The organism is Allobosea sp. GW823-FHT01F03 (genome assembly GCF_058798075.1).
Genome location: NZ_CM179505.1, coordinates 2,866,796 through 2,882,248 on the forward strand (window position 1 = coordinate 2,866,796; position 15,453 = coordinate 2,882,248).

The 15,453-nt window shown below is 67.8% G+C and carries 16 protein-coding genes; 14 read left to right on the forward strand and 2 right to left on the reverse strand.

Annotated elements, in window-relative coordinates; all coding sequences use genetic code 11:
• Nucleotides 1–301: 301 nt before the first annotated feature.
• The gene (locus tag AC3RCC_RS13855; RefSeq protein ID WP_492255629.1) at nt 302–1,396 is read left to right on the forward strand and encodes a TRAP transporter substrate-binding protein; all 1,095 of its coding nucleotides are present in this window, start codon (nt 302–304) and stop codon (nt 1,394–1,396) included.
• Nucleotides 1,397–1,565: 169 nt separating this feature from the next.
• Here AC3RCC_RS13855 and AC3RCC_RS13860 read toward each other — a convergent pair whose 3' ends face one another.
• Nucleotides 1,566–2,255 carry an RraA family protein gene (locus tag AC3RCC_RS13860; protein ID WP_291638713.1) on the reverse strand — a complete coding sequence of 230 codons (690 nt, stop codon included), beginning with the start codon at nt 2,253–2,255 and terminating at the stop codon, nt 1,566–1,568.
• Between the two features lie 128 nt (nt 2,256–2,383).
• Here AC3RCC_RS13860 and nagZ point away from each other — a divergent pair, with 128 nt between their 5' ends.
• The 12 genes from nagZ to AC3RCC_RS13920 all read left to right on the forward strand — a co-directional run bounded on the left by nagZ (nt 2,384) and on the right by AC3RCC_RS13920 (nt 13,820).
• Entirely contained in the window at nt 2,384–3,397 is a 1,014-nt protein-coding gene (gene nagZ / locus AC3RCC_RS13865; RefSeq protein ID WP_492255630.1) for a beta-N-acetylhexosaminidase, read from the forward strand.
• Nucleotides 3,398–3,622: 225 nt separating this feature from the next.
• On the forward strand, nt 3,623–4,441 hold the full coding sequence (locus AC3RCC_RS13870; protein WP_492255631.1) for a segregation and condensation protein A: 819 nt from the start codon (nt 3,623–3,625) through the stop codon (nt 4,439–4,441).
• A 13-nt stretch (nt 4,442–4,454) separates the two neighbouring features.
• On the forward strand, nt 4,455–5,138 hold the full coding sequence (gene scpB, locus AC3RCC_RS13875) for an SMC-Scp complex subunit ScpB (RefSeq protein WP_492255632.1): 684 nt from the start codon (nt 4,455–4,457) through the stop codon (nt 5,136–5,138).
• A 181-nt stretch (nt 5,139–5,319) separates the two neighbouring features.
• Nucleotides 5,320–6,432 (forward strand): ABC transporter ATP-binding protein, encoded by a 1,113-nt coding sequence (locus tag AC3RCC_RS13880; protein WP_291648940.1) that lies wholly within the window; start codon nt 5,320–5,322, stop codon nt 6,430–6,432.
• A 66-nt stretch (nt 6,433–6,498) separates the two neighbouring features.
• Nucleotides 6,499–6,738, forward strand: coding sequence for a twin-arginine translocase TatA/TatE family subunit (locus tag AC3RCC_RS13885; RefSeq protein WP_291638718.1), 240 nt, complete (start codon nt 6,499–6,501; stop codon nt 6,736–6,738).
• Nucleotides 6,739–6,896: 158 nt separating this feature from the next.
• Nucleotides 6,897–7,442 carry a Sec-independent protein translocase protein TatB gene (gene tatB, locus AC3RCC_RS13890; protein ID WP_492255633.1) on the forward strand — a complete coding sequence of 182 codons (546 nt, stop codon included), beginning with the start codon at nt 6,897–6,899 and terminating at the stop codon, nt 7,440–7,442.
• Entirely contained in the window at nt 7,439–8,278 is an 840-nt protein-coding gene (gene tatC / locus AC3RCC_RS13895) for a twin-arginine translocase subunit TatC (protein WP_492255634.1), read from the forward strand. The genes tatB and tatC overlap by 4 nt, the downstream gene beginning before the upstream one ends.
• Before the next feature lie 132 nt (nt 8,279–8,410).
• The gene (locus AC3RCC_RS13900) at nt 8,411–8,698 is read left to right on the forward strand and encodes a GIY-YIG nuclease family protein (protein ID WP_291638721.1); all 288 of its coding nucleotides are present in this window, start codon (nt 8,411–8,413) and stop codon (nt 8,696–8,698) included.
• Nucleotides 8,699–8,922: 224 nt separating this feature from the next.
• On the forward strand, nt 8,923–10,344 hold the full coding sequence (gene serS, locus AC3RCC_RS13905; RefSeq protein ID WP_492255635.1) for a serine--tRNA ligase: 1,422 nt from the start codon (nt 8,923–8,925) through the stop codon (nt 10,342–10,344).
• A 210-nt stretch (nt 10,345–10,554) separates the two neighbouring features.
• Nucleotides 10,555–11,316, forward strand: coding sequence for a 5'/3'-nucleotidase SurE (gene surE / locus AC3RCC_RS13910; protein ID WP_452115990.1), 762 nt, complete (start codon nt 10,555–10,557; stop codon nt 11,314–11,316).
• Nucleotides 11,317–11,517: 201 nt separating this feature from the next.
• Entirely contained in the window at nt 11,518–12,177 is a 660-nt protein-coding gene (locus AC3RCC_RS13915; RefSeq protein WP_492255636.1) for a protein-L-isoaspartate O-methyltransferase family protein, read from the forward strand.
• Nucleotides 12,178–12,482: 305 nt separating this feature from the next.
• The gene (locus AC3RCC_RS13920) at nt 12,483–13,820 is read left to right on the forward strand and encodes a peptidoglycan DD-metalloendopeptidase family protein (RefSeq protein WP_492255637.1); all 1,338 of its coding nucleotides are present in this window, start codon (nt 12,483–12,485) and stop codon (nt 13,818–13,820) included.
• Between the two features lie 119 nt (nt 13,821–13,939).
• Here AC3RCC_RS13920 and AC3RCC_RS13925 read toward each other — a convergent pair whose 3' ends face one another.
• Nucleotides 13,940–14,809: an ATP-binding protein gene (locus AC3RCC_RS13925; protein ID WP_492258787.1), complete on the reverse strand. Its 870-nt coding sequence runs from the start codon at nt 14,807–14,809 to the stop codon at nt 13,940–13,942.
• 309 nt (nt 14,810–15,118) lie between these two features.
• On the opposite strand from AC3RCC_RS13925, the gene yajC reads away from it, so the two are divergent.
• Nucleotides 15,119–15,388 carry a preprotein translocase subunit YajC gene (gene yajC / locus AC3RCC_RS13930; protein ID WP_291638739.1) on the forward strand — a complete coding sequence of 90 codons (270 nt, stop codon included), beginning with the start codon at nt 15,119–15,121 and terminating at the stop codon, nt 15,386–15,388.
• Nucleotides 15,389–15,453: the final 65 nt, after the last annotated feature.

Below are 15,453 nucleotides of genomic sequence, written 5' to 3' on the forward strand. Positions count from 1 at the left end.
CCCGTAACCGTCCCCGTCGCTCGCCGGCAGTCTGCATGCCGGCGCTTGGGCACCGCTTCGGCCATTCGGCAGATCGCTTGAACGCCGTGTGCGTCGTGCCATCCGGCGCACGCTTCTTCGAAATTTTTCCGTGGATCGTGCGGTTTCAGGCGCAACCGATCCCGCTTTCCGCCCCGTCTAGGGCGCATGCGGCCCTTCCGGCCGTGCCGTTTTGCCGCTAGGGCGGTAGCAGTAGCGTCGCGCTACCCTGACGAGCAGTGCCGCCCGAGAGGCGCGAACGCTCGCAAGCAAGAGGAAAGCCATGGACCGTCGCAAATTCATCAAGTCGGCTGGCGCGGGTGCCGCCGGCAGCGCCGCCATCGCCGCTCCGGCAGTGGCCCAGTCGATGCCGAAGGTCAGCTGGCGTCTGACCTCGAGCTATCCGAAGAGCCTCGACACGCTGTTCGGCATCTCGACCCAGGTCGCCAAGCGCGTCGCCGAGGCGACCGACGGCCAGTTCCAGATCCAGACCTTCGCGGCCGGCGAGATCGTGCCGGCGCTCCAGGCGCTCGACGCGGTGCAGAACGGCACGGTCGAATGCAGCCACACTCTGGCGAGCTTCTATATCGGCAAGGACACCGCCTTCGCCTTCGAGACCTCGCTGCCTTTCGGCATGAACACCCGCCAGCAGAACGCCTGGCTCTATGCCGGCGGCGGGCTCGAGCTCTGCCGCGACTTCATGAAGAAGTTCAACATCCACACCATCCCCTCCGGCAATACCGGGGCGCAGATGGGCGGCTGGTTCCGCAAGGAGATCAAATCGGTCGCCGATCTCCAGGGCCTGAAGTTCCGCATCGCCGGTCTCGGCGGCCGGATCATGTCGAAGCTCGGCGTGGTGCCGCAGACCCTCGGCGGCGGCGACATCTATCCGGCGCTGGAGCGTGGCACGCTCGATGCGGCCGAGTTCTCCGGTCCCTATGACGACGAGAAGCTCGGCTTCCAGAAGGTGGCGAAGTACTACTACTATCCGGGCTTCTGGGAAGGCTGCGCCAATGTCAGCTTCATCGCCAACATGGACAAGTGGAACGCGCTGCCGGCGCATTACCGCGCGATCGTCGAGGCCGCCTGTGCCGAGGCCAATGCGCTGTGCATGGCCAAGTACGACCATGGCAACCCGGATGCGCTGATCCGCCTGGTCGGCACCGGCGCCGAGCTGCGTCCCTTCCCGCAGGACGTGATGCAGGCGGCCTTCAAGGAGGCCTTCGCGCTCTACGCCGAGCTTGCCGCCAGCAACCCGAACTTCAAGACGTTCTGGGATTCCTTCCTGCCCTACTGGAAGAAGGAACAGCTCTGGTTCCGCGTCGCCGAGCTGCCCTTCGACGCCTTCAACGCCCAGGCGGCGGCGCAGCTGCGCTGAGCGGCGGACCCGATACACTCATCCCGGCTGGGCGCGGCCCGGTCGGGATGACGAAGCGGTTCCCAACGAATGCCGCCCGCGTTGCGGGCGCGCTGATCCGGCTGTTCGGTCAATGGCTTGCGGCCGGATCCAGCCAATCTGATTCAAGCCGGTCGCAGCTGGCGCCTGCTCAGTCGAGATAGCGTACCCGGCTGCTCGCCAGCAATTCGATGACGAAACCCGGGGCGTCGAGCCCGGCGGTAACCTCGGAGAGCAGCCCGCCCTCATTGGTCCGCACCACCTTCAGCCGCTCGACGATCTCGGCGGCGCGGCGACGCGGCACCACGACGACGCCGTCGGGATCGCCGATCAGGATGTCGCCCGATTCGATCGCGATGCCGCCGCAGACGATGGGCAGCCCGACCGTGCCGGGGCCCGAGCGGTGCACGGAGGAGGGCGTCGCGCCCTTTGAGAACACCGGCAGGCCGATGCGGCGCAGATCGGCGATGTCGCGTACGACGCCGTCGGTGACGAAGGCGGCGACCTCGCGGTTCTTCATCATGCCGGCCAGGAGATCGCCGATGATGCCGGCCTGGGTGAAGCCGTGGGTCGCGGCGACGATCACGTCGCCTGGCTCGGCCAAAGCGACGGCCGCGCAGACCGCGAGATTGTCGCCGGGACCGCAATCGCAGGTGAGGGCGGTCCCGATGAAGAATTCCGGCAGTCCGGGCGGCGCCTTGATCGCGAAATCCATCGCGCCGCCGGCATGCATGGCGTCGGATATCTGGGCCGTCGGGGCGCCCTTCAAGGCTGCGATCAGGCTGGCCTGCGGGCGCTCGAAGGTCTTGCGGATGGTCAGCAGCGGGGCTTCGTCGATCATGGCTATGCGGTCTCGCGTCACGGGGCTGACGAAAGTCTAGGCCGGGAGGCGGCTGCCGCAAGCGCCAACCCACAATTCGACGACGCCACCCGCTTGACCGGCAGGGCCGGCATTCCTACGCCTGTCGCATGACCTCGCGCGCCTTCATCGCCGGCTGCCTCGGCACGAGCCTCACTCAAGACGAGCGCGCCTTCTTCCGCGACGCCCGGCCCTGGGGCTTCATCCTGTTCAAGCGCAACACCCAGGACCCGGCGCAGGTCGCGGCGCTGACCGCCTCGATGCGCGAATGCGTCGGCTGGCATGCGCCGATCCTGATCGACCAGGAGGGCGGGCGGGTACAGCGCATGGGGCCGCCGCACTGGCCGCCCTATCCGCCGGCGCTGGCCTTCCTCGCGATCAACGACCCCGTGCAGCAGCGCGAGATCGTCAGGCTCTCGGCGCGGCTGATGGCGCATGACCTCAAAAGCGTCGGCATCGATGTCGACTGCCTGCCGGTACTCGACGTGCCGGTCGCCGGCAGCCATGACGTGATCGGCAACCGCGCCTATGCGCGCGATCCCGTGATGGTGGCCAGGCTCGGCCGGGCGGCGGCCGAGGGCCTGCTCGCCGGCGGCGTGCTGCCGGTGATCAAGCACATGCCCGGCCATGGCCGGGCGCAGGCCGACAGCCATCACGACCTGCCGGTGGTCGAGGCGAGCCTCGACGCGCTGCGCGCCCATGATTTTACGCCCTTCCGCCATCTCGCCGACATGCCGCTGGCGATGACGGCGCATGTCGTCTTCACCGCCCTCGACGCGCGCAAGCCGGCGACGACCTCGCGCCGGATCGTCCGTGAGGTGATGCGCGGCGAGCTCGGCTTCGACGGGCTGATCATGACCGACGACATCTCGATGAAGGCGCTTTCCGGCAGCTTCGCCGAGAAGTCGAAGGCGGCGATCCGGGCCGGTGTCGACGTCGTGCTGCATTGCCATGGCATCATGGACGAGATGGTCGCCGTCGCCGGGGCGGTGCCGACGATGACGGGGCAGCGGGCGCGGCGGGCGGCGATGGCGCTGGCGCGCATCCGCCATGAGCCGGAGCCGATCGACGTCGACGCGGCACGTGCCCAGCTCGCCAGCGCCCTTGCCTTGGGCGGAAGTTAGGCCGAACCTGCATGCGTTGGGGCTGAGACGCTGGGGTCACTCATAGCCCTCATCCTGAGGAGCGAGCGCGCTCGCGTCTCGAAGGATGCTTCCAGAGGCGCTGGAACCTCCTTCGAGATGCCGCGGAGTTTATCCTTGGGCCGGCCAAAGGCCGGACCCGAGGGCGGCTCCTCAGGATGAGGGCTGTGAACCCACAAGCGATATTGTATCGGGGATGGGCCGACGATGGCCGCTGAACTGCCTTTCGAGGAGAGCGCCGCGCCCGAGTGCGCGGTGGAGGAGCCGGCGTTCCTGATCGACGTCGACGGCTATGAAGGGCCGCTCGATCTCCTGCTCGATCTCGCCCGGCGCCAAAAGGTCGATCTGGCGCGAATCTCGATCCTGGCGCTGGCGGAGCAGTATCTGTCCTTCGTCGAGCGGGCGCGGGAACTGCGCCTCGAGCTCGCTGCCGACTATCTCGTGATGGCGGCCTGGCTCGCCTATCTGAAATCGCGCCTGCTCCTGCCGGAGCCTCCCAAGGGCGAGGAGCCGAGTGCGGCCGAGCTTGCGACCGCGCTCGCCTTGCGGCTGAAGCGGCTGGAAGCGATCCGGGCGGCGGCGCAGCGCCTGGCGGTGCGCGAGCGGCTCGGCCGCGACGTCTTCGCGCGCGGGGCGCCGGAGGCGGTGGTCGCCGGGGTGCGCCCGGTCTGGGAGGCCGAGCTCTACGATCTGCTCGCCGCCTATGCGCAGCAGCGCCAGCGCCATGTGCGCACGCCGATGAGCGTCGGCCACCGACAGGTGCTCTCGCTGGTCGAGGCGCGCGAGGCGCTGTCGCGGCTGGTCGGCGAAGCCGGTGAGTGGACGGCGCTCGACGGCTATCTCGCGCAGTACATGCAGAGCCATGGCATGCCGGCCGAGACGATGACGGCGACGGTGAAGGCCTCCTCGCTCTCGGCCATGCTCGAAATGGTGCGCGAGGGCTTGCTCGACCTGCGCCAGGACGGCGCCTTCGCGCCGCTCTATGTCCGTCGGCGCTCGTCCCGGCCGCCGTCTCTGGGATTGTGAGGACCTGATCCGCATGGCCCCGGCCGAAGCCCAGAGGGACGAGGAAGACGAGCGCTGGGACGGCGCCGAGGCGCTGGCTCGCGCCTGTCGCATCGCGGAGGCGCTGCTCTTCGCTTCGACCGCGCCGCTTTCGGCCGAGGAGCTCGCCAAGTCGGTGCCGGCCAATGTGCCGATCGAAAAGGTGCTGGTGGCACTGGAGCAAAGCTATGCGATGCGCGGCGTGACGCTGAAGCGCGTCGCCGGCGGCTTCGCCTTCCGCACCGCGCCCGATCTTGCCTATCTGCTGGCGCCGGAGGCCGAGGCGCCGCGCAGGCTCTCGCGCGCCGCGCTCGAGATCCTGTCGATCATCGCCTATCACCAGCCGGTGACGCGGGCCGAGATCGAGGAGATCCGCGGGGTCGCCACGGCCAAGGGCACGCTCGACATCCTGCTCGAGGCCGGCTGGGTGCGGCTGCGTGGCCGCCGCCGCTCGCCCGGGCGGCCGGTGACCTTCGGCACCACGAAGGGCTTCCTCGACCATTTCGGGCTCGACCGCATCGACGACCTGCCCGGGCTCGACGAATTGAAGGGCGCCGGCTTCATCGAAGGCCGGCTCTCCAAGGACCTCTCGGTGCCGGTTCCGGACGACGATCCGGACCTGCGCGCCGACGAGGATCCGCTCGGCGACCTGTTCAGCCCGCTTGACGAAGGCGGCTAGCCGCCGCACAGCGCGGGCGAGTAGGGTATGTCGACCCCACGCCCGCCCCGTCGTCCTGGACAAGCCGCTTCAGCGGCGTAGTCCGAAATCCATCGTAGGTCTCCGCTCTTTGCGATGGATCCCGGGACTTCGCTGCGCGAAGCCCAGGATGACGAGGATTTCATCAATTTTGGAGAACGTATTGGCTCGTAGCGAAAGCATGATGCGCCGGCTGGGCTGGGGACGGCGCGGCACCGCCGGCGCCGCCATCCCGGTCTCGCTCGGCTTCGACGAGGTGACGCAGCGATTCGGCGGCGTGACCGCGCTGGACGCCGTCTCGCTGACGGTCGCGCCGGGAGAGGTCATTGCGCTGCTCGGTCATTCCGGCTGCGGCAAGACGACGCTGCTGCGGCTCGCCGCCGGCGTCGAGCGGCCGAGCGCTGGCCGGGTTCTGCTCGAGGGGAGGGATGTCGCCTCGGCCGACGCCTTCGTCGAGCCGGAGGAGCGCGGCGTCGGGCTGGTCTTCCAGGACTACGCGTTGTTCCCACATCTCAGTGTGCGCGAGAATGTCCGCTTCGGCCTGCGTGGCTATGGCGATGCGCAGGCGGATGCCACGGCCCTGCGGGCGATCGCGCGCGTCGGCCTCGCCGATCTCGCCGAGGCTTATCCACACATGCTTTCGGGCGGCGAGCAGCAGCGCGTCGCGCTGGCGCGGGCGGTGGCGCCGCGGCCCGGCGTGCTCCTGATGGACGAGCCCTTCTCCAATCTCGACCGGCGCCTGCGCGACACGGTGCGCGACGAGACCATGGCGCTGCTCGATGAAATCGGCGCGACCTCGATCATCGTCACCCATGATCCCGAGGATGCGATGCGGATCGCCGATCGGATCGTGCTGATGCGCCAGGGTCGGATCGTTCAGATCGGTACAGGCGAGGAGCTCTATCGCAAGCCCATCAGCCTCTTTGCCGCCCGATTTTTCTGCGATCTTACCGAAATCGACGGGACGGTCGTGCGCGGCGCCGTCGATACGCCGATCGGCCGCTTTCCCGCGAATGGACTGGCCGAAGGCGCGGCCGCGGTGGTCTGCGTACGCCCGCAAGGCGTCCGGCTCGTGCCCAGGGGCTTCTGCCTGCCCGGCAGGGTGGTGATGCGGCGCTTCCTTGGCGAGGTGGACGAGCTCCAGATCGCGGTCGACGGGCTCGACAAGCCGCTCACGGCGCGCTTCGCGCAACCGGGGTCGGTTCGCGAGGGCGAGGATGTCGGTCTCGACATCTCGACCGACGAAGTCCTTGTGTTCCCTGCTGGGGACACCTAGTTTCCGGCACAAGCGACTGGCCCGGCTGGGAGGTCGGAGGCTGGGTTCAATTCGGAGGAATTTGCGATGGGTGGCGTCAGTATCTGGCACTGGGTCGTCGTCGGTGTCATCGTCATGCTGCTCTTCGGCCGCGGCAAGGTCTCGGAGCTGATGGGCGACGTCGCGAAGGGCATCAAGTCGTTCAAGAAGGGCATGGCGGAGGATGATCCGCCGGAGACCGCCGCGCAGCCGGCCGATCCCAAGGTGATCGACCACAACGCGCAGACGGCCAATCCCGCCCCTGCCAAGGCCGAAACCAAGGCCTGATGGCGCGCCGCCAGCGTGCGTCCCGATCGGTCGCGCGCGGCCGGACGCAGAGGAATGCGCTGGATCGATATCTCGAGCAGGCCGGCCCGCAAAAGTGGTTTCCACTTGCGGCCGCGCATGCTCTAGAGCGGCGTGGGTGGCGAGAGGACTAGCCGTCGATGTTCGACATCGCCTGGAGCGAATTATTGCTGGTCGGGGGCGTCGCGCTCATCGTGATCGGCCCCAAGGAATTGCCGGGCGCGCTGCGCACTGCCGGACAGATGGTCGGCAAGGTCAGGCGCATGGCCGCGGAATTCCAGGGGCAGTTCAACGATGCGATGCGCGAGGCGGAGCTTCACGACCTGAAGAAGCAGGTCGAGGACATCGGCACCTCGGTGCAGGCCTCGACCAATTTCGACCCGATCGAGCCGATGAAGGACTTTGGTACGCCCGCGGCGCCGAAGCCCGACGAGGCGGCGGTCAAGGAGGCGGAAGCCAAGCTCGCGGCGATTCCCGGGCCGGAGCCCTTGCCAGAAATCGTGATCGATCCGGCACCGGTTGCGGCCGCCGAGGAGCCGGCCAAGCCGAAGCGCCGGCGCAAGACGGTCGCCACCGAGGAGCCCGTGATCCCGGAGGCCGAAGCCGCGTCGCCGGAGCCGGTCGCCAAGCCCGCCCGCAAGCGCAAGCCCAAGGCCGCCCAGAATGAAGACGGGAGCCCGGCATGAGCCTCGCCGAGGTGAAGACGCCTTCGGATCGCGAGGGCGAAGATGAGATCGAGGCCTCGCGCGCTCCGCTGATCGACCATCTGATCGAGCTGCGCGCGCGGCTTATCAAGTCGCTGGTCGCCTTCCTGATCATGTTCTTCGTCTGCTTCGCCTTCGCGACGCAGATCTACAATCTCCTGGTCCAGCCCTATGTCTGGGCGGCGGGGCCGGGCGCCAATGTCCAGCTGATCTACACGGCGCCGCTGGAATATCTCTTCACGCAGATCAAGATCGCGGCGTTCGGCGCGGGCTTCTTCGCCTTCCCGGTGATCGCGACGCAGATCTACAAATTCGTCGCGCCGGGGCTCTACAAGAACGAGCGCCAGGCCTTCGCGCCCTATCTCGCGGCAACGCCGATCTTCTTCGTGCTCGGCGCGGCCATGGTCTATTTCTTCGCCATGCCGGTGCTGATGAAGTTCTCGATCGGCATGCAGCAGGCGGCGACCGAGGGACAGGCCGGCATCCAGCTCCTGCCCAAGGTCAGCGAATATCTCTCGCTGATCATGACGCTGATCTTCGCCTTCGGCGTCTCTTTCCAGCTGCCGGTGATCCTGACCCTGCTCGGTCAGGCCGGGATCGTCTCCTCGCAGTTCCTGAAGGAGAAGCGCCGCTACGCCATCGTCTTCGTCTTCGTGGTCGCAGCCGTGCTGACGCCGCCGGACGTGATCTCGCAGCTGATGCTCGCCGTGCCGATGCTGTTGCTCTACGAGCTCTCGGTATTCGCGGTGCGCCATGTCGAGAAGAAGCGCGACGAGAAGAAGGCGGCGGAAGAGGCGGCAGAGAAGGCCGGCGAGTAGGTCGCTGAACGGCTTCGGCTGAACTCGTCATTCCGGCCGGAAAGCGGCGCAGATCCAGAATCCATCCTAGAGCGATGTGCACTACGATGGGTTCCGGTGCTTCGCTTCGCTGCGACCGGAATGACGGAGGTGATGGTGTGGGTCTACATCATGGCCAGCGGCTGGAACGGGACGCTCTATGTCGGCGTTACCAACAGCCTGAGCCGGCGCATGGCCGAGCACCGAGAGGGCAGGGGCTCTGAGTTCGCCCGGAAATATGGGGTCGTCCATCTCGTCTATGCCGAGCGTTTCGCGCGCGCCGCCGAAGCCATCGCGCAAGAGAAGTTGATGAAGCGCTGGCGGCGCGAGCGGAAGGTCGCGCTGATCAATGCCAGCAACCCAACTTGGCGGGACCTCTACGACACCATCCATTTGGATTGATCGGGGTGCTCCCTTTCCGTCATCCTGGGCTTCGCGCAGCGAAGTCCCGGGATCCATCGTAGAACTCCGGAGTTCCGTGATGGATCCCGGAGCTGCGCCGCTGGCGCGGCTTGTCCAGGATGACGGGGAGGGCGGTGGATAGGCAGCTGCCAAGGATGGCAGTTCCCTCGCGCGCCGTCCCGGTCTACAGCATCACGCTCTTTCGATTAACGGCGTGACTGGCGATGTACGACATCAAATGGATTCGCGAGAATGCGGAAGCGTTCGACCGGGGGCTGAAGCGGCGCGGGCTGGAGGCGCTGTCCTCCTCGCTGCTCGCGCTCGACGACACCCGCCGTGCGGCCATCGCCAAGGCGCAAGCCGCGCAGGAGCGCCGCAACGCCCTCTCCAAGGAGATCGGGAAGGCGATGGGCGCGAAGGACCTCGCCCTCGCCGAGAAGCTCAAGGCCGAGGTCGCGGCGCTGAAGGATGCCGGTCCTGCGCTCGAGGCGGAGGAGCGGGCCGCGGTCGAGGCGCTCAGCGAGCAGCTCGCGGCGATCCCGAACCAGCCGCATGAGGACGTGCCGGAAGGCGCCGACGAGCACGGCAATGTCGAATACAGCCGCCATGGCGAAAAGCCGGAGCAGGGCGGCAAGCGCCTGATCGGCGTCAACCAGCCGAAGGAGCATTTCGAGCTCGGCGAGGCGCTCGGCCAGATGGACTTCGAGAAGGCGGCGAAGCTCTCGGGCTCGCGCTTCGTCGTGCTCGACCGTGGGCTCGCGCGGCTCAACCGCGCCATCGGCCAGTTTATGCTCGACACCCATGTCGAGGAGCATGGCTACACCGAGGTCAACCCGCCGCTGATGGTGCGGGACGACGCGATGTTCGGCACGGCGCAGCTGCCGAAGTTCCGCGACGACCAGTTCATGGCAGCCGATATGGAATGGCGCGGCAATAGGTTGAACGAAATCCTTGCGCCGTTGGACCAACAGCTGGAGGCTAAAGGATCAGCCTTCGAAAAAGTGCAAGAACTTATTGAAGCCGCTGACACTAGCGAGCAGTTCTGGCTCATCCCCACCGCCGAGGTGCCGCTGACCAATCTGGTGCGCGAATCGATCCTCTCCGAGGAGGAGCTGCCGCGCCGCTTCACCGCGTTGACGCCGTGCTTCCGGGCCGAGGCCGGCTCTGCCGGTCGCGACACCCGCGGCATGCTGCGCCAGCACCAGTTCGAGAAGGTCGAGCTCGTCTCGATCACCGCACCGGAAAAGTCGCACGAGGAGCATGAGCGCATGCTCGCCTGCGCCGAGGCCGTACTGAAGAAGCTCGACCTGCATTATCGCGTGATGACTTTGTGCACCGGTGACATGGGCTTTGCCTCGCAGAAGACCTACGACATCGAGGTCTGGCTGCCGGGCCAGAAGACCTATCGCGAGATCTCGTCCTGCTCGGTCTGCGGCGATTTCCAGGCGCGGCGGATGAACGCCCGCTACAAGACTAGGGACGGCAAGGGTCCGTTCTTCGTCCACACCCTCAACGGCTCGGGCACGGCGGTCGGCCGCGCCCTGATCGCGGTTATGGAGAACTACCAGAACGCCGACGGCTCGATCACCGTGCCGGAGGCGCTGGTTCCCTATATGCGCGGGGCGACCCGCATCGAGAAGGCGTGACGGCGGGCGCCGCCTCACCCTTCTCCCCCTGCGGGAGAAGGTGGCCCGAAGGGCCGGATGAGGGGTCGCGCCACCGCTCGTGCTTGGGTATCGGGAGAGAGATGGCCGGCAACGCCGCGCGACCCCTCACCCCAACCCTCTCCCGCAGGGGGAGAGGGCGTCCGTCGCGGTTCGCCGCCCCTTCATTGCCTAGCTGAGAGACCGTTCGACATGCGCATCCTGGTGACCAATGACGACGGCATCCATGCCGAGGGGCTGGCCGTGCTGGAGCGCATCGCCGCCCAGCTCTCCGACGATGTCTGGGTCGTCGCGCCCGAGACCGACCAGTCGGGCGTCGCGCATTCGCTGTCGCTGTCGAACCCGCTGCGCCTGCGCCAGATCGAGGAGAAGCGCTTCGCCGTGCAGGGGACGCCGACCGATTGCGTGATCATGGCGGTGCGCTCGATCCTCGCCGACGCCAAGCCCGATCTCGTGCTCTCCGGTGTCAATCGCGGCCAGAACGTCGCCGAGGACGTGACCTATTCCGGCACCATCGCCGCAGCGATGGAGGGCACCCTGCTCGGCATCCCCTCGATCGCGGTGAGCCAGGCCTACACGCCGGGCGACCGCAACAAGATCAGCTGGGACTGCGCCGAGCAGCACGCGCCGCCGATCATCCGGCGTCTGCTGGAGGAGGGGATTCCCAAGGACATCCTGTTCAACCTCAACTTCCCGAATCTCCCGCCGGCCGAGGTCAAGGGCGTGGCGGTGACGGTGCAGGGCCGGCGCGACCAGGAACTGGTCAAGCTCGAGCCGCGCCAGGATGGCCGTGGCAACCCGTATTTCTGGATCGCCTTCCAGCGCTCGAAGCGCGACCCGGCGAACGGTACGGATCTGCGGGCGCTGGCCGAGGGCAAGATCTCGCTGACCCCTCTGGAACTCGACCTGACCCACGAGCCGACACTGACCCGCTTCGCACAGGTCTTCGCGTGACGGAGGGCGCCGGCTCGGCGGTGCTTGGCTGATGAGCTGTGACCGTCATGCCGGGCAAGCGGAGAAGCTGCGCAACTCCGGAAATCTTCGGAGGGCTCTGCGCCCTGCGATGATTTCACGCGCTCCGCTGCGCTGCGGCCGGAATGACGGCGTTCGGTTTCAGCGCGGCGAGCGACCACTCCGGTTCGGGACGGGAATGCGATGACCGAGGAGGGGGCCAGCAGCGAGAGCGAGCGCACCGTCGCCTTTCTCCTCTCGCTTCGCGCGCGCGGCGTGCGCGACCTCGCTCTGCTGCGGGCGATGGAGAAGGTGTCGCGCGAGCATTTCGCGCCGTCGCGCTTCGCCGATCTCGCGCGTCAGGACGTCTCCGTGCCCTTGCCCTGCGGCCAGACCATGACGGCGCCGCACACGGTCGCGGCCCTGCTCGGCGCGCTCGAGCTCAAGCCCGGCTGCCGGGTGCTCGAGATCGGCTCCGGCTCCGGCTATGTCGCGGCGCTGATGGGGACGATGGGCGCGCAGGTCGTCTCGCTCGAGCGCTACCGCACGCTCGCTCTCGCCGCCCATGAGCGGCTGGCCGGAGGCGGCTTTTCCGGATCGGTCGAGCTGCACCATGCCGACGGCTTCCAGCCCGATCGCGCGCTCGGCCGCTTCGATCGCATCCTCGTCAATGGCGTGATGCAGGCGTTGCCTGAGGCGCTATTGGCCCGGCTCGGGCAGGGCGGGCGCCTCGTCGCGGCGCTGCCGGGCGAGGGGGGCACCCGGCGCGTCGTGGTGACGAGCGGTGAGAACGGTTTCGAGCATGCGCTCGGCCCGGCGATCCGCCTGCCGCCGCTGGCGCCCGGCCTGGCGCTGGCGCTCTGAAGGCCGGTCGGGAAAGGAAGCCCTCAGCCTGAGGCGCCGTGCGGCAGCGTCTCGCAAGGATGCTCGGGATGGTTTTCCTGAACCTGCCGAGGCGTCTTTCGCCACTCCATCCATGCGGAACGGCTCCTCAGGATCAGGGCTGCGGGAAACTCGAACAGGCGCCGAGGCAGAGTTCGCCGGCTTCAAAATTTACGCCGGCTCCTCCTCGCGAAACGGTTTCGTAACCTAACCGCCGCTTTAATGCGGACCATAGAGTTGCGTCGTTCGCGAGTGCTGAGTCCATGCGTAAGCAAGTTGAGTTGGCAATGCCGAAGCCCCTGGTCCGCCTCGTGTCGGTCTGCGCCCTCACGGTCGCTCTCGGGGCCTGCTCGGAGGCTACGCGCTTCACCGAGGCGCCGTTCAGCAATCCCTTCAGGACCGCTCAGGCCCCGTCCGGCTACGATCCGGCCACGACCGGTTCGATCGGGCGGTCGTCTCCGCAGCCGGCCCCGTCGCGTTCCTACGAATCCGCTTCGGTCGCCCCTGCCGGAGGTGTTCGCAGCCAGCCGCTGCCGCCGCCCAGCTCGGCCGTCACCTTGCGCTCGGCTCCTGCGGCCTTGCCGTCCTCCTCTCCCGCTGTCGTCGGTTCTGCGGCGGGCTGGAGCGCCCAGGGCGGGACGCCGATCGTCCTGGCTCATGGCGAGACGCTCGATACGATCTCGGGCCGCTACGGTGTACCGCGTTCGGCGCTGATGTCGGTCAACGGCCTGTCGAGTGCCGAGGTCACGCCTGGCACGCGCATCGTCGTCCCCGTCTACAATGCCAGCGGTAGCCAGACCGCCTCGCGCCAGCCCTTGCCGAACGAGAGCCGCAACGACGCCAACCGGTTGGCGCCGCCGCCCGCTTCGTCGCCGGCGGCGCGTCCGGTCGCCGCCATCCCCGCTGCGCGTCCCGTCGCCGCCGCCCCGAAGGCGGTCAGTGCTGCCGAGGCGAAGGCGCAGGCCGCTGCCGAAGCCAGGGCCAAGGCCGCCGCCGACGCCAAGGCGATGAACGAATCGCGGGCCCGCTTCGCTGCCGAGGCCAAGGCCAAGGCGGCTGCGAAGCCGGTGGCCGAGGCCAAGCCTGCGACGCCGGCTCCCGTCGCTGCCGCCAAGCCGAAGGCCGCGACCCAGGTCGCCAGCCTGCCGGCCGAGCAGAAGCCGGTGGTCCAGTCCAGGCCGGAGCCGAAGCCGGTCGCCGAGCCGCAGACCACCGCCAGCCTGCCGCCGAAGGCGGAAGAGCCGGCTGCCGGCCCGAGCGCCGATTTCCGCTGGCCGGCCCGCGGCCGCGTCATCGCCGGCTACAATGGCAAGGGCGGCAACGAGGGCATCAACATCGCGGTGCCGGAAGGCACACCGGTCAAGGCGGCCGAGGGCGGCGTCGTCGCCTATGCCGGCAATGAGCTCAAGGGCTACGGCAATCTCGTGCTGATCCGCCACCCGAACGGCTACGTCTCGGCCTACGCCCATAATGGCGAGATCAACGTCAAGCGTGGCGACCAGGTCAAGCGCGGCCAGGTCGTCGCCAAATCCGGCCAGTCCGGCAACGTCAACTCGCCGCAGCTGCATTTCGAGCTGCGCAAGGGTTCGACGCCGGTCGACCCGGTTCCCTACCTGAACAACTGAGCCGAATTTCACCATTCGACCGGATTCGCGAGACCCTGCCGGTCGACACGAGACGGGGCGGTCCCAGGAAAGGCCGCCCCGTTTTCTATTTTTCCTTCTCCCCTCGGGGGAGAAGGAACTCACCCCTCGAGCTTCTTCTCCAGCCGCCCGGCCAGGTCCTGAATGTACTGCCAGGCGGTGCGGCCGGAGCGCGAGCCGCGCGTCGTCGCCCATTCCAGCGCTTCGCGGCGCAACTGCTCGGGCTCGATCGCCAGGCCGAAATGGCTGACATAGCCGTCGATCATGGCGAGATACTCGTCCTGGCTGCATTTGTGGAAGCCGAGCCAGAGGCCGAATCGGTCGGATAGCGAGACCTTTTCCTCGACGGCCTCACCAGGATTGATCGAGGTCGAGCGCTCGTTCTCGACCATCTCTCGCGCCAGCAGGTGCCGGCGGTTCGAGGTCGCATAGAACACGACATTGGCCGGCCGGCCTTCGACGCCGCCGTCCAGCGCCGCCTTCAGCGATTTGTAGGAGGTGTCCTGCCCATCGAAGGAGAGATCGTCGCAGAAGACGATGGCCGGATGCGGGTCGGCCTTGAGCAGCCCCATCAGCACCGGCAGGCTCTCGATGTCCTCGCGATGGATCTCGATCAGCTTGAGCGGGAGGGCGCCGGGCGGCAGGCGCTCATTGGTGTCGGCGTGCACCGCCTTGACCAGCGAGGACTTGCCCATGCCGCGGGCGCCCCAGAGCAGGACATTGTTGGCGGGCAGGCCGCGGGCGAAGCGCTCGGTGTTCTCGGCCAGCGTGTCGCGCACCCGGTCGACGCCGCGCAGCAGCGTGAGTGCGACGCGGTTGACCTTCGGCACCGGCGAGAGCGCATGGGCGGAGGCCTGCCAGACGAAGGCGTCGGCGGCGGTGAGGTCGGGTACCCGCCGTGCCGGCGGGGCGAGGCGCTCCAGCGCCGCGGCGATCCGCAGCAGGGTGTCGAGGGTCTGGTCGGAGGCGATGTCGGTCATCGGAAAGGGCTTCCGCTGGTCTGGATTGTACCGAACGGTACGGTACGCTCCATAGATCGCAGCGCAAGCTCGAAATCAAGACCATTGCGCGAAGGGCAGGGACCTCATAGGTGAGGGCGGCGAAGGGGGAAAACCGTCCCCTCGCATTGATTTCAGCTCGCCGCTGACTATAGTCCGCCCGTTTTTGCAACCCCCGCGCCGGCCGGCCGAACACTCGGCCCGGCGACGTGAAGGAGCCTTCCCGTGATCACCCCCGCTTTCGCCCAGGGCCTTGGAGGCGGCGGCACCAACGACATCCTGATGTCGCTCGTGCCGTTCGTCCTGATCTTCATCATCATGTGGTTCCTGATCATCAGGCCGCAGCAGAAGCGGGTGAAGGCCCATCAGGAGATGATCAAGAACGTCCGCCGCGGCGACACGGTCATCACCTCCGGCGGCATCATCGCCAAGGTCTCCAAAGTGGTCGACGACAGCGAGATCGAGGCCGAGATCGCCGATGGCGTGCGCGTGCGCATCCTCAAGGGCATGGTCCAGGACGTTCGCTCCAAGGGCGAGCCGGTCAAGAGCTGAAGGCGCGCCGGGCACGGCTGCGCAGGGTATCTGAGGCGGGGGCCGGTCTTCTGATCGGTTTCCCT